The organism is Paenibacillus sp. J22P277 (assembly GCF_059383675.1).
The window spans coordinates 201,770-216,299 of the sequence record NZ_JBXENS010000011.1 but is presented as its reverse complement, the minus strand read 5'-3'; the positions used below and the strand labels follow the sequence as shown (position 1 = coordinate 216,299).

11 protein-coding genes are annotated in these 14,530 nt (G+C 64.6%); 7 read left to right on the top strand and 4 right to left on the bottom strand.

All coding sequences use genetic code 11. The annotated features are described in order from the left end of the window. The 4 genes from AC50YL_RS32980 to AC50YL_RS32965 all read left to right on the top strand — a co-directional run. Positions 1-684, top strand: a 684-nt coding sequence (locus AC50YL_RS32980) for a DUF6385 domain-containing protein (protein ID WP_494837626.1), incomplete at its 5' end; no start/stop codon positions are given. 17 nt (positions 685-701) lie between these two features. Further along, positions 702-2,933 carry a glycosyltransferase family 2 protein gene (locus tag AC50YL_RS32975; RefSeq protein WP_494837625.1) on the top strand — a complete coding sequence of 744 codons (2,232 nt, stop codon included), beginning with the start codon at positions 702-704 and terminating at the stop codon, positions 2,931-2,933. Further along, a complete protein-coding gene (locus tag AC50YL_RS32970; protein WP_494837624.1) occupies positions 2,890-4,812 on the top strand; it encodes a glycosyltransferase in 1,923 nt (640 codons plus the stop codon). Before AC50YL_RS32975 ends, AC50YL_RS32970 begins: the two co-directional genes overlap by 44 nt. 6 nt (positions 4,813-4,818) lie before the next feature. After that, positions 4,819-6,897, top strand: a complete 2,079-nt coding sequence (locus tag AC50YL_RS32965) for a glycosyltransferase (protein ID WP_494837623.1) — start codon at positions 4,819-4,821, stop codon at positions 6,895-6,897. A gap of 124 nt (positions 6,898-7,021) precedes the next feature. Here the strand turns inward: AC50YL_RS32965 and AC50YL_RS32960 are convergent, their stop codons facing one another. The 4 genes from AC50YL_RS32960 to AC50YL_RS32945 form a co-directional block, all read right to left on the bottom strand. Beyond that, positions 7,022-8,158 (bottom strand): glycosyltransferase family 4 protein, encoded by a 1,137-nt coding sequence (locus AC50YL_RS32960; protein ID WP_494837622.1) that lies wholly within the window; start codon positions 8,156-8,158, stop codon positions 7,022-7,024. Beyond that, positions 8,155-8,889, bottom strand: a complete 735-nt coding sequence (locus AC50YL_RS32955; protein WP_494837636.1) for a glycosyltransferase — start codon at positions 8,887-8,889, stop codon at positions 8,155-8,157. Before AC50YL_RS32955 ends, AC50YL_RS32960 begins: the two co-directional genes overlap by 4 nt. Before the next feature lie 2 nt (positions 8,890-8,891). Then, positions 8,892-10,094, bottom strand: a complete 1,203-nt coding sequence (locus AC50YL_RS32950; RefSeq protein ID WP_494837621.1) for a hypothetical protein — start codon at positions 10,092-10,094, stop codon at positions 8,892-8,894. A 106-nt stretch (positions 10,095-10,200) separates the two neighbouring features. Then, positions 10,201-11,055 (bottom strand): metallophosphoesterase, encoded by an 855-nt coding sequence (locus AC50YL_RS32945; protein WP_494837620.1) that lies wholly within the window; start codon positions 11,053-11,055, stop codon positions 10,201-10,203. 135 nt (positions 11,056-11,190) lie between these two features. On the opposite strand from AC50YL_RS32945, the gene AC50YL_RS32940 reads away from it, so the two are divergent. The 3 genes from AC50YL_RS32940 to AC50YL_RS32930 all read left to right on the top strand — a co-directional run bounded on the left by AC50YL_RS32940 (position 11,191) and on the right by AC50YL_RS32930 (position 14,525). After that, on the top strand, positions 11,191-11,943 hold the full coding sequence (locus AC50YL_RS32940) for a YveK family protein (RefSeq protein WP_494837619.1): 753 nt from the start codon (positions 11,191-11,193) through the stop codon (positions 11,941-11,943). Beyond that, entirely contained in the window at positions 11,933-12,604 is a 672-nt protein-coding gene (locus tag AC50YL_RS32935) for a CpsD/CapB family tyrosine-protein kinase (protein WP_494837618.1), read from the top strand. Before AC50YL_RS32940 ends, AC50YL_RS32935 begins: the two co-directional genes overlap by 11 nt. An 88-nt stretch (positions 12,605-12,692) precedes the next feature. Beyond that, on the top strand, positions 12,693-14,525 hold the full coding sequence (locus AC50YL_RS32930) for a polysaccharide biosynthesis protein (protein ID WP_494837617.1): 1,833 nt from the start codon (positions 12,693-12,695) through the stop codon (positions 14,523-14,525). Positions 14,526-14,530 lie beyond the last annotated feature (5 nt).

The window sequence follows — 14,530 nt, the reverse complement described above, 5'->3', positions numbered from 1 at the left end:
ATCACGAGCGTCATGGGCGCGACGATCACGGCAGGTACGGTAGCGATCTCGGGGGGAACCGTGAGCGTCGGCACGATCGCCAATTTGCTGGATGGCACGCTGACCAGTGTGCTTGGCGCGACAATCACGGCGGGCACGCTGACGAACCTGCTGAACGGTACGATCACCAGCGTGCTTGGCGCGACGATCACGGCGGGCACGTTGACGAACCTGCTGAACGGTACGATCACCAGCGTGCTTGGCGCAACGATTACGGCGGGCACGCTGACGAACCTGTTGAACGGCACGATCACGAGCGTAATGGGCGCCACGATTACAGGAGGTACGCTCAGCAGCCTGACGTCGATCTCGCAGAAAAACTTCGTGGAGCAAGCCAATACCGCGCTCGTGACGGCCAATGCGTTTACGGCGCTCAATCCGGTGACGACGAGCGTGCTCGGCACGTATTCCTTCTTCGTCTACAACCGGGGACCGGGCGTGAACAAAGCGGACGCGCGCGTTGAAATCAGCGCGGACGGCACCAACTGGTACGCGGACGTGGATACGTCGACGGGTATTTCTTCCGGAAGCGTGGATGTCCTCGTACCGCAGCGGTTCCTGAAATACACCCGGTTGGCCTATAGATCGTCGGCCGCGGGAAACTCGACGACCGTCGATGTGTACTTTAACGCGCAAGGCACTTAATTTGGGAGCGTGATTCCATGCTGCTCGGCATACATGTCCTGGCCTGCAACGAGGAGGATGTCCTTGATCGCTGCCTGCAAAGCGTACGGGGGCTTGCGGATGAAGTCATCGTGACGGACACCGGTTCCGGCGACGGGACCGTGGACATTGCAAAAGCGTACGGGGCTCGGATCGTCCGGGCGGCGTGGGAGGATGATTTTGCCGCTGCACGCAATGCGGGATTGGAAGCGGCGCGTACGATATGGGTGCTCGTGCTGGACGCGGACGAATGGCTGGAGGCGGGCTATGACCGGACCAGCCTTCGGCGCATGCTGCGCGAGGCGCAGGAGGACGGTTTCTTCGTCCGGATGGAGAGCCGGTACGGCCATGAAGCGAACGAGACGCTATCGCATGAAGCGATGCGTCTTTTCCGCGCGGATTGCGGACTGCGCTACGCGGGCGTGATCCATGAACAGCTCGTCCGCCCGGGCGCGAGGACGATCGCGGTCGATGGACCGCTGTGCGCGCTGCGGCTGCGGCATGACGGTTATTTGCCGGAGACGATGGCGCGAAAGGCAAAGGCCGAGCGCAACCTTCGCCTGATCGGCAAGGCGCTGCGCCAGGAGCCGGACAATCCGTTTCACCTCTACAATAAGGGCGTTACGCTCTGCCAGTTGAACAAGCCAAAGGATGCCTGCGCGGCGTTTGCTTTGGCTTCTTTGTTGGCGCCGGCGGATGCGCCGTACCGGGCGTCGCTCGTCCGCGACCGGGCAAAGGCGATGCTGGCGATCGGCGATGCGGACGGCGCCGCTGCCATGCTGCACCGCGAAGTCGACCGCTATGCGGACTATCCGGACGTGCAGCTGGCCTACGGCGACAGCTTGCTGGCGCAGCGCCGCGCTTTGGAAGCGCGCGGCGCGTACGAAGCCGCGCTGACGGCAGGCGCGGCCGCCGGCGGCTCCGTGCGCGAAGCGGGCGCAGGCGGATTCCGCGCCCGCTGCGGGATCGCGGCGGCGGAGGCCGCCCTCGGCCGCGCCGAGCACGCGCTGCGCGCCTATGCGGCGGCGGCCGCGGAGGCGCCGCGCTACGGGCCGGCCCTGACCGGCTGGGCGGAGCAGCTGCAGGCCGCAGGAGAGAGCGACGAAGCCATCCGGCGCGCGCTGGCTTCGAGCTTGGGCGAAGCGGAGCCGGGGGATGCGGCGCTGCTCGCCCGGGTGTTGGGCGGCATCGGCGCCTATGCCGCCGCGCTGCCGCTGTGGCGCGAGGCGAAGCCGCTCGCGCCGGCGGACGTCCGCGCCTATGCGGGGGCGTTCGCCGGCGCGGGGGATGCGGGCGCCGCCCGGGCGCTGCTGCTGGCGTCGCTTGAAGCGCCGCGGGCAGCGGCGGCAGCAAACCGGGGGCAAACGGAAGCAGGTTTCGAACTTGCCCGCGAAGGGGCAGCGGCGGACATCGCGCTGCATCCGGCCGCCGAAGCTCTGGAAGGGAAGACTTCGCTAACGCAAATGCTGGCGCCGCCTGCGGCTGCACCCCGGGAACAGCCGCTGTTCGCAGAACGATGCACGGACGCCGTGCTTTGCGGCTGGGAGGCCGGCATGCCGCTCGGCGGAACGCTGCGCGGCATGCTGGCGGACGCGCATGGCGAGTTGGCGGAGCGGTTGTTCGCGGTGGAGCGGCATGCCGCGCCTTACGTGGCGGTTCGTTCGGCGCGGGCGCCCCGCGCGGATGCGGCGCTGCCTGATTGGCTGCCGTTCGTCGGCCTGTTGATGGAACGGGCGTTGGAGCTCGGGCTGCTGCGGCTCGCGGGCAGGCTCGCGCAAGCGGCTCCCGCGCTGAACGAGCGTTACGGGGTAGCGCTGTATCGGCACGGCTACGCGCAGGCCGCTGCCGGACGGCTGCTTGGCGTCATGGAGCAGCGGGCGCCGAGGGCGGAGGAAAGCTTTGCGTTCGGCGAGATTTTGCTGCTGAAAGGGTTGTACGGCGAAGCGCTGGCGATGTTCGAGGCCGCGATCCCGGATGAGGAAGCGGGCGCGCGCGCCAAGCTGGGGGCGGCCTTTTGCTCGCTCGCCCTTGCCCGGGAGGCGCTGCTGCCGTGGGCGGAGCACGCGACGGCCGAATTCGGCGGCGGCTGGCCGTTCGCGGACTTGGAACAACTGCAACTGGCGATCATCCGCACGGAAGCGACGGGCTGGCGGACGCCGTGGACGGCCGTGCAAAGGAGGCGCATGAATGTTGGCGAACGCGAAGCTGATCACGCTCTGCATGATCGTTAAGAACGAAATCCGCGACCTGCCACGATGCCTGGAGAGCGTTAAGGGCGTCGTGGACCAGATCGTCGTCGTGGATACCGGCTCGACCGACGGCACCGTGGAGGCCGCGCGCAGCTTCGGGGCGGCGGTCCTGCGCAGCGAGTGGAGCGGGGATTTTGCGGCCGCCCGGAACAAAGGGCTCGTCCATGCGGAAGGCGAGTGGGTCTTGTTCCTCGATGCCGACGAGGAGCTGGATGCCGGCACGCGGGACCAGCTCCGGACGATGGCGCTCCACCGGGAGATCACGGGCTTTTTCCTGAACGTGTGGAATTACTCCGGGGACGACGGCGAAGGGGCGACGATCAATCCCGTGCTGCGGATGTTCCGCAACGACCGGCGTTACCGGTTCGAGGGGCGGATTCACGAGCAGATCGCGGCGCCGATCATGCGCCATACGCCGGAGGCGCGGTTTCATCTCAGCGACGTCGTTATCCATCATTACGGCTACCGGCGCGAGGTCGTGGCCGCCAAGGACAAGGTGAACCGCAACCGGACGCTGCTCGAGCAAGCCATCCGCGAGGAGCCCGAGAATCGGTTCAACTATTATAACTTGGGGGTCGAGCATTTTCGGGCGGGCGAAGTGGAGGAGGCGCTTGCGGCCTTCCGAAAGGCGCGGGAGGGCATCGACTATGCGGCGGTCAGCTACGCGCATCTGTTGGTGAAGCATGAAACGAGCTGCCTGCAGGCGCTCCGCCGCTGGCCGGAAGCGCTGGAAAGCGCCGAGGGGGGGCTTGCGTGGTATGCGGAATATCCGGATCTGTGGCATGCCAAAGGCGTCAGCATGGCCGCGCTCGGGCGAAGAAGGCAGGCGGCCGAGGCGTTTGCCTCCGCGATCGCGATCGGGCGGGCGCCCGCGCTGTATCATACGGAGGACGGCATGGGGACCTACCAGTCGGCGTATTGGCTCGGCATGATGCACGAAGCGGAGATGGACGCGGACACGGCGGCGCATTGGTACGCGGAAGCGGTGCGATACCGGGGGAGTCTGCTCGCGCCGCTGTACCGGCTTTGCCGCATGATGAACGTCGCCGCGCGGCCGAAAGCCTTGGCCGGCTTCATCGGGTCGCGCTTCGCGCTGGAGTCGCCGGAGGCGGCGGAAAAGCTGGCCGGCATCCTGCTCGACTGCGGCTGTTACGAGGCATTGAGTCTCTGGCTGGAGCAGCGGCTGCGGCAGGCGGGAGACGGGGAACGCGCGAAGCTGCGGCCTTGGCTGGAGCTTGCGGGTGCTTGCGCCCGTCTGGCCGGGTCTGGTGAAAAGACGGAGTTGCCGGAAGCCGGTAGGGGGATCGCAGGCTTGGCGCAGGATGCGGCGTCGTCCGGGATTGCAGGGATGGGCGTTACGGCGGGCGAGGACGCTTTAGAGGCGGCGGATAGCCGCAGGCACATGAAGGACACGGCATCGTCCGGAGAGGATGGAGCGGGCCTCGCCGTGAGCGAAGCCGGTTTCGTCGGTCGACTGGAGACGGCAAATGGGGAAAGCGCGGATCATCCGGGCGCGATGCGGCTTGCGGCATTACGGCAGACCGAGCAATGGCTGGACGGGTACGGGGACGAAGCGCTGCCGCCTGCGTCGCGGGAGTGGCTGCCGCTGATGCTGTCCGGACGTAGTTCGGACGCGGCGGCTGCCGCGCAGCGGGTCAGAGCGGTCGTCGGGACCCTGCTCGACGGCCGCCCGTCGGAGGATGCGGCCGCGCATCGATCGGCCCGCGAGGGAACCCTCGTCGGCGTAAAGGCGCTGTACGCGCTGGCAGATCGCCATTTGGCGAGTGTTCAAAGCGCGACCGGACTTACGCTGGCTGTCCAAGGCATTCGACTGTCGCTGCCTTTCTCCGGCAGGGGGTGAGCGCGGATGGCGGCAACTGGGCGCAGTGAAAGCGAAAGCGGATCTAACGGTCTCGGCGGTTCTCCGCTGCCGGTGTCGCTCTGCATGATCGTGCGGAACGAAAGCCGGTTCCTCGCGGATTGTTTGCGGTCCGCGGCTCCATTTGTCGCGGAGATGGTCGTCGTCGACACGGGATCGACGGACGGTACGGCCGCGATCGGCGGAGCTTGCGGGGCGAAGGTGATCCATGCGGCCTGGGCGGACGATTTTGCCGCGGCCCGGAACCTATCGCTTGCCGCGGCCGTTCAGCCTTGGATCCTGGTGCTCGACGCCGACGAACGGCTGATTGTCGCGAGCATGGAGGCGTGGTCCGATCTGCTCGGAGACGGTGCGAAATGGGGCTATTTCGTCAAAGTGAACAGCCGGGTCGGAAGCGGCGGGGAAACGGTGTCGGACGCGGTATGCCGCCTGTTCCGCAACGACGCGCGGGTGCGGTTTCGCGGACTGGTGCACGAGGAGGCGGCATCGGCCATCTACGAATCTTTCGGGGACGGGGCGGTCGGCTACGCGAAAGGGATGGAAATCGCGCATGAAGGCTATCGGGACGAAATCATCGCCGAACGGGATAAGTTCGCGCGGAACCGGCGTTTGCTGGAGCGGGCGCTGGCGGTCGCCCCGGAGGATCCGTCGCTGCGGTACGCCGCGGGAGCGGAGCTGTTCGCGTCCGGCGAATACGCGGCGGCGTTGACCTGGTTGGAGCCGCTTGCCGCGATGGAACGCGATCCCGGCTACGGTTCGGATGCCGTGCTCAAGATCGTCCATGCCTGCCGGGCGGTAGGGCGGCTGACGGATGCGATTCGTTACGCGGCCGGAGGCATCAAGCGATACGGGGATTTCGCGGATCTGCACGAGGCGCGCGGCGAAGCGCTGCTGGCGCTTGACGAGCCTTTGTCCGCGCTGCGGAGCGCATCCGACGCGCTGACGGCCGGTCCGGCACCGGCCTGTTATTCCACCGCCGATGGAGCGGGAACGTACCGGTCTTTCGGATTGGCCGGTTCCGCATTAGAGCGGATGTACCGATTCGACGAAGCGGCGGCGGCGTACGGTTCGGCGATCGGGCACCGGCCGGATTACGCGCCGGCTTGGCAGCGGCTGCTGCTGCTGGGGCGTCTGGATGCGTCGCTTCGTCCATTGTGGCGGGAAGCGGCGGAGACGCTTGGTCGTTTCTGGCGCGGCGCGGGATTCGCGACCGCTGCGAGGCCGTCGTTTCTGGCGCGCGAGCTGGCGGATTGGCTGAGCGATTTGCGGCTGCCGGCGGAAGCCGAGGCGGTCTGGGCGCTGACGGGCGGCGCTGCGGGCGGAAGCTCGCCGGGGTCGCTGGCGTCGGGGTTATGGCTTGTCCAGCGTGGCGAAACGGAGACGGGTCGGCGGCTCTGGGAAGCCGCTTGCGAAGCCGGCGATGCCGATAAGGAGCGGCTGGCGGTGTATGCTTTTGCCTTGGCGCTGCGGGACGGGGAAACGGATCGCGCGCGCTTCTTGGCTGCGCGGCTGGCGGGCGCCCCGGCGGCGGCCGCCCGGGCGGCGCTTGCGGCAGGCGACGACGCTGAGCCGGCCGTGCCGATGGACGCGGCCGGCAGCGCCCTTGCGGCGGCGCTGCTTCGCCTCGGGGCCGTTCCCGCATGGCTGCGCCTCCATGCGGGAACGGCCCGGGCTTCGGCGCGGCCGATCCTCCGCGCCGTGCCGCCGCTGCGGCTCGCGGCGCTGCTGCTGGGCGCGCCGGCTTCGCAGCGGCCGGCGCTGCGCGCCGCGCTGGCCGCGGGCGGGGCCGGCCTGCCCCCGGCCGCGGCTGCGCCGCATCGCCTCGCGGCCGGCTGGGCCTCGGCCGCCGGCGGCGAATGGGCGGCTGCGGCGGCCGACTTCGCCGCAGCCGCGGCGGAGGGCGCGCGCCCATGGCAGCGGCGCGCCGCCTCCGCCGGGCTTGCCGCCGCGGGCGCGGCTGCGGCGCGCGGCGCGGAAGGTCTTCGCGCGGGCGGGCAGCTGCCCGCGCTTTACAGCGAAGCGGCGCTGCCGCTCATCCTCGGCACGGCGGTGCTGCCGTCCGGATAAGCGCGGCAGCGCCGCACGGATGTTTGCTAGGTCGAGCGGGAGCGAGGGCGCCATGCCCCGCATTTCGCATTGCCTCCAAACTTCACGTCCCGCTCACGCCTGATCACATCCCGTTCATGCCCGATCACGGTCCGATCCGCGCGAACTGGTCCTCCAGCAACGCCGTCCACCGCCGCTGCCAACGCTTCAGGTCGAACGCGATGGCGGTCTTTCGGGCATACCCGCCATACCGCGCGCGAAGCGGAGCATCCTCGAGCAGTTCCTTGACGGCGCCATGCAGCGCTTGCACGGTCGGCGCGACGAGCCTGCCGTTGAACCCGTCCGTCAGGAGATCGTTCAAGCCGCCGACGTTCGTGGCCACGACGGCGCTGCCGCAGCTCATCGCCTCCAGGCAGGACAGCGAGGTGCCTTCCGAGTAAACCGTCGGAATCACGACGACGTCGGCGGCCCGGTAGGCTTCGCGGACCGCTTGGAACGCATAGGTGTTATGCAGGATGCGCGATGACCGGGGATGGGATTGCCGCCAGGCATGAAAGGCGACCGCTACCGGCGTCTGCTCCACGAGCTCGCCCGCGAACTCGACCGTGAGCGTCGGAAATTCCTCCAGCAGCAGATCCGTCACCAGCATCATCGGCACGATGCCGCGCTCATAGCTGAGGCGTCTGGGAAACAGCAGGCGCAGCGGGCTGCCGTCCGGCGGCTCCGCGTCGTCATTCGCTTTCGTAAACCACTCCGTATCCACCGCGTTCGGCAGCAGCACGAGCTTCTCGGAATCGTCGAACTGGCACACCGCGCGGCAGTACGTCTGGAAATGCGAATCCACCGACACCAATCGGTCAAGCCCGTCGACGGCGAGCTGGATCATGTAGGCGACGCCGCTTTTGACCTTATCGCCGAAGTCGGGCCAATCCCAGTTGATGCCGTGGCAGATGCCGATGCTGCCGGGTTTGTAGGCGATCGGATGCCAGATGCAGCTGGCGTAGACGATCAGCCCCTCGGCATCCTCCGCCATGCGGTCGAAAGCGCCCGCGATGTCGCTCAGCTCGTATGGAAAGCCGCGCACGCGGGTGCCCTCGTAGACCGTATCGAAGGCTCTGTAATAGGAGAGCTGATGCACGACCGATTGCCAGCCCATCGCCTGAACGACCGCGCAGAGCTCGTGCATGTACCGCTCCAGGCCGCCGCCGAAGGGCCGCGTGAATTGTTCGCCCTCCGAATAGCCGTTCAAATAGCTGTGCGTCAATATCGTCACGGTTCTCATGTCGTCCCCGCCTCCTCGTCCTCCTGCCAGCGGACGAGCGCGGGGCTCGGATCCAGGATGGACGCATACTGCGCCAAGCTGCCCCATTTGCCGTCCGGATCCAGCTTCATGTAGCGGTCGTATTTGGCCCGCCGCGCGGCTTCGTCGCCTGCCCAGCCGTAATGCTTCACCCGCAGCTCGGACTGAAATCCCTGCAGGGCGGCGCAGGTCAAGGGCAGCCGCGGCACGTGATGATTCCAATCCGGGTAAATGTAGGAATAGAGCGGCAGGTAGCGGACGAGCATCATCGTATGCCGCCTGTGCAGCTGCCATAATTCGTCATCGCGATAATACGCGAGCGAGCCCCAGAAATCGTACATGCGAAAAGAAACCCAATCGTACCGGTCCTGGTCGATGAGCGTCCGAATCCGCGTCTTCGCCTTGCGTTCGAAAAACTCGTCCGCGTCGACGGACAGCAGCCAATCCGGCTCCGTCCGCAGCGCTTCCTGCCAAAGCAGCTGCCGCAGCCGTCCCTCCTGGCCGAACAGCGGCTCCGGCACCTGCACGAGCCGGATCACCTTCGGAAAAGACCGGCAGATGTCCGGCGTCTCGTCCTCGCTGGCATCGTCCACGATGACGATCTCGTCGACGAAGCCGGACAAGTCCGCCAGCGCCGCCTCGAGATACCGGCCGGCTTCGTTGCGGACCTGCATCATGGCGGTCAGCTTGTTGCCGCTTGCCTTGCGCAGCACGCTCAAGAGAAATCCCCCTCTGCCATTCGCTTCGCCTTCGCGTCGAGGGCCGCGATCTCGGCGATGACATGCAGCGGCTCGAGGCCGGTCATGGCTGCTTGAAGCAGCGCCCGGACGGCGTCATGCCGCCGTCCCTCGATGGCCCAAGCGCGCCCCTCCAGCAAGTTTCGCCGCAGCCGTTCCTTCACGGTGCGCGGCGGCCCCAGCAGCGCGAGCGCCGCTCCCGGCCGGCCGCTGCGTTCATGCGACTCGATCAGCAGGGCGGTCGCGCGCTCTTTTACCGCCGGGGAGCCGGCTTGCTCGCCTGCAAGCTCCAGAAGCAGCTTCAGCTTCCCGGCGGCATGGCGGTAATCGTCGTTCATGCGATGGACAAGCGCCGCGGCAAGGCGCTCCTCGCCCGCCTCCAGCAGCGCGCGCATTTCTTCGAACGCGGCCCGTTCTTCCTCGGTCGCGATGCTGATTCCATAGGTCGCGACGGCATGATCCAGCTTTCCTTGCAGCAGCCGAATGGCCGACAAGAAGCGAAAATACGTCTGCACGGCACCTTCCTCGGCCCCTAAAACCGCGATATGGAACGCGTCCAGCGCCCATCGCTCCGCTTCGTCTCCTTTACCGAGCAGGTAGGCGTACACTGCCTGAAAAAAATACTGCATCGCGCTAGGGCGCACCGTCTGCAGCCGTTCCGCGCGAAAATCCATGCGCCGCTGGAGCTGCAGCTTCGCGAGCGCATCCACGGATTTACCCGCGGCCGCGTCGCTGACGGCGGCATCGGCCAGCAGATCGGCCGCCGTGTCGAGTCCGTCCTGCAAGAAGACGTTGCCGCGCCGGAACCATTGCTCGAAGTAAAACGGCTCCGTGCCGGCGACCACGAGCGTGGCTGCCGCGCATAAAGCGTCGCGGCAGCGCAAATACGCCTCGTCCCCGTCCTCGGGCGCGGCGGGGAGAAGCGCGATCAGCGCAGCCGGCGCGTGACCGGCAGCCTCGTATAACCATTGGGGCTGCGTCACGACGGCCGTCGTGCGTTCCCATGGCAGACTGCCGAGCTCCTCCCGCGTCAACGCTTCGAATGGCCGCGGCGCCCCGGCCGTCTCTTCCTTGCCCGCGACGAAATAAACGGTGCGGCCTCGTCCGAGCCGCTCCGTCAAGGCGCCAAAAGGAAAGTCTCCCCACGCGCAGTGAGGGAATACCACGATCGTGTCCGTCATGCCCCGCATCCCGCCGTTCCGCATCCGCCGTGTCGGCCGGTGCCGTTATCCCCTCTATTTTATGGGAGCAGGGCGTCCAACATGCCTGAAACCGCCCCGGTCGGCTCTACGCCCGCCGCAAAGTCAGCACGGTCAATTCCGGCCGGCAAAAGAAACGAACGGGATAGCTGGACATTCCGATGCCGCGGTTGGTATACAGACGGAGTTTGCCATCGCCTAATTCATAGAGGCCTTGGGGGTACTTTCGCGCCATTTCCGGCAAAATGACGGGACCGATCAGGGGGAGGCGGACTTGCCCGCCGTGGCTGTGGCCGGACAATTGCAGATCGACCGGATAGCGGAGCGTCTGATCGGCGAAATCCGGCTCGTGGGCGAGCAGCACCGTGAACGCGTCCAAATCGGCTTGCTCGAATGCGGTCTTGTAATTGGGCGTTCCGAAGAATATATCGTCGATGCCGGCGATTTGCATGGTGTGCCCCTTGCGCGCGACGGCTGCCATCCGGTTGGTGACGGGGGTGAATCCGCCTTGACGGAGCACGGCCTCGACCTCGTCCGCGCCGGCTACGTAATCGTGGTTGCCGAGCACGGCCCATTTGCCAAGCGGAGCCTCGAGTTCCTTCAATAATCGGATGCAGGCGGAAGCCGTCGGCCGAACGTCCTCGTGGTAGAGGTCGCCGGTAAAGCATATCATGTCCGGTTGCTGTCGGCGGATCAGCGCGGAGAGCGCCGCCATGCGTTCGATCCCGTAGTGGAAATCCAAATGGATATCGCTGAAATGGACGATGCGCATGCCATCAAAAGCGGCCGGGAGCCGCCGGAAGGATAGGGTCCTGCGCGTGATCTGGGTTCGGTACGGCTCGATGAAGCGCGAATCGGCGACACCGGCCAAGGTTGCGCCGAGGAGGGCGGCAAGCCACCAGTTGCCTCGTCTGAGAAAGGCTCTTCTCGTCATTTTTTTCATCGTTCATGCCTCTTAACTGGACGTCGTTTTGCTCCAGTATACCATACTGTTTGCTTGACATGTTCTATATAAAGAACTAAAATCAAGTGGAAATGTTCGTTAGAACAAACAAATGCAAAGCGGGGAATGTACGCAATGAAGGAAACGGCAACTGGAAATCCGCAGCTGACCCGTGATCATCCCGTCAGAGAAATTAACTTGAAGGAAGTTTTTGCGGTCGTGCGCAGGCGCTTCTGGCTGATCCCATTGACAACCTTGTGCTTTCTTATCCTAGGATTTCTGTACAGCTTCAGCTCCAGTCCGGAAGCGCCGCTGTATTCGGCTTCGACGCGCATGCTCATCAAGGCGGACAACTCGGATATCCTGAGCTCCCTCCGCGTGTTCGCCAAGGAGCCGATCGTCCTGAACGAGGTCATCGACGAATTGAAGCTGAACCGCTCCGCGCAAGGACTCCGCGGACAGCTGAGCATGAGCAACGTGGACGGGTCCTTGATATTCGTGATGACGGCAATCGATTACAGCCCGGGGAGCGCGGCCGAGCTCGTGAACAAAGTAACGGACGTGTTCGCGAAGCAGGCCGGCAAAACGTTCGATTTCGGCGGTATCGACATTTTGACGAAGGCCGAAGAAGACCCGGGCGCGGCGCCGATCAATCCGCCGAGCCGCCGGGCGATCGCCGTGGGTTTTTTTGCGGGCATCGCCATCGGAATCGGACTTACGTTCTTGCTGGATACGCTGGACGATTCCTTGAAAACCGCGCGCGACGTGGAACGCTCGCTCGGCGTGCCGATGCTGGGCAAGGTATCCAAGGTTCGCAAGCGGGATTTGGCCGATAAACATAAACGGAAACGCAAAACGTACGTGCGGGGTGAGACGATTGGCTCGTAATCCAGGCAAAATGAACGAGTTTTCCATAAACGCGAGCTTGATCGCGGAGCATAATCCGCAGTCCGAAATCGCGGAACAGTATCGGATTATCCGCAACAACCTGACCTACGCCGGCAACGGCAAGAAGCTGCGGACGCTGGCGATTACGTCTCCGCGGGGCGGAGAGGGCAAGTCCACGACCGCCGTCAATTTGGCGATCAGCATCGCTCAAAGGGGAGACCGCGTGCTTCTGGTCGACGCCGACGTGAAGACGCCTGCGCTGCACCACGTATTCAATGCGAGCTTGACGCCGGGATTGACGGACGTGCTCGGCGGCGAGTCGGATCTCGGGAAGGCTACCGTCAAGACCGAGGTGGAGGGATTGACGATGCTGACCTGCGGCTCCGCTTTTCACGACGCATCCGAATTGCTGAATTCCCCTGCGATGTCGGCGCTCCTCGCAACGGCCGGCGAAGAATTCGACGTCATCGTCATCGACTGCCCTTCCGTGACGGGCACGGTGGATGCCGCCGCGCTGGCAAGCAAGTGCGAGGGCACGCTCCTGGTGGTGAACAAAGGGAAGACGATGCAGCAGCAGGCCGTGGAGGCTAAACTAGCACTGGAATTCAGTCGCGCGGCCATTGTCGGCGCGGTGCTCAATCACGCGAAGCTGAAGGGCTAAAACGAGGAAGCGTCATTTTTTTTGTTTATCCGTTCTTTATAAAGCACAAAGACGGCTTTAAAACGAATCGCGGAAAGGGTGAAAGGCATTGGCCTATAGACAAAGGCTGGCATTGCTGATATCGATGGACTCGCTCATTGTGCTTTCGGCCATTTATTTCAGTTACTTCCTGGTGAACGCAACGATGAAACTCAACTCGCCCACGTTGATCTGCACCTCGGTGACGCTGCTGCTTGCCCACCACCTCTTGGCGTTCATGTACGCGCTGTACAAGAAGGCCCTGGAATACGCAAGCGTCGGGGAGCTCGTCATCATTGCGAAGACGGTCAGTTTTTCGATTATCGCGGGCGGCGTCGTGCAGCTCGTCCTGATTCATGACGTGCAATTCCGGCTCCTTCTCGTGACCTGGATGCTGCATTTGCTGCTGATCGGCGGTTCGCGTTTCTGCTGGCGCATTATTCGCGGCATGCTCTTCACGAAGCAGGAAGGCAACCAGAAGCGCACGCTCATCGTCGGGGCCGGCGCGGCGGGCACGATGGTCGTTAGACAGCTGTTGTCGAATGCGGAAAGGGAACTGCTGCCCGTCGCCTTCGTGGACGATAATCCGAGCAAGCATCATCTGGACATCATGGGGATTCCGGTCGTAGGGGGCGCGGGCTCCATCGAATTCACCGTCCGCAGCTTCATGATCGAGCACATCGTGATCGCCATTCCGTCGCTCAGCAAACAACAGCTGAAGACGATTTTCGACGAATGCGCCAAGACGCCCGCCAAAACGCAAATCATTCCCATGCTGGAAGACATCGCGACGGGCAAGCTTTCGGTCAGCCAGTTCAGGGACGTGCAGGTCGAGGATCTGCTGGGCCGCGAGCCGGTCGAGCTGGATCTGGAAAGCATCTCCGAGTACGTGACGGGGAAGGTCGTGCTCGTCACGGGCGCGGGCGGCTCCATCGGCTCGGAGGTTTGCCGGCAAATCTCCAAGTTCAAACCGAAAAAGCTGGTCCTGCTGGGACATGGCGAGAACAGCATTTATACGATCGAGATCGAACTGAAATCGACCTTCGGCGAGATGGGCATTCAATTCTATACCGAGATCGCGGATCTGCAGGACGGGCAGAAAATCATCAGCATCATGAACGAGCACCGGCCGAACGTCGTGTACCACGCCGCGGCGCACAAACACGTGCCGCTGATGCAGCGCAATCCCGAGGAAGCGGTCAAGAACAACGTCATCGGCACGCTCAATGCCGTCAATGCCGCCGATCTGGCCAAGGTGGAAACCTTCGTCATGGTCTCCACGGACAAAGCCGTCAACCCGACCAGCGTCATGGGGGCGTCCAAGCGCATCGCCGAGATGATCGTCCAGCATAAGGATCGGTCCAGCCAGACGAGATTCGTGGCCGTTCGTTTCGGCAACGTGCTCGGCAGCCGGGGCAGCGTCATCCCGCTGTTTCGCAAGCAAATCGAGCGGGGAGGGCCCGTCACGGTCACGCATCCCGATATGGTGCGGTATTTCATGACCATCCCGGAAGCCTCGCGACTGGTTATCCAAGCGGGGGCGCTCGCCCGCGGCGGCGAGGTATTCGTCCTGGACATGGGCGAGCCGGTCAAGATCGTCGACTTGGCCAAGAACGTCATCCGCATGTCCGGCTATACCGTGGAAGAGATCGGCATCGAGTTCACGGGCATGCGTCCCGGCGAGAAGCTGTACGAAGAACTGCTGAAGGACGGAGAAGTCAACGAGAAGCAGGTCTATCCGAAGATCTACATCGGCAAATCGATCGAGGTCGACTTTTCGGCCATCGAGCGGCTGCTTGACATCTACCAGGATTTGAATATTTTCGAGCTCCGGCAGCTGCTGCTGGATATATCCAATAACAACCATTCGGCCGTGCCGCCTCTGGCAACGGTTACCGGATAGGAACG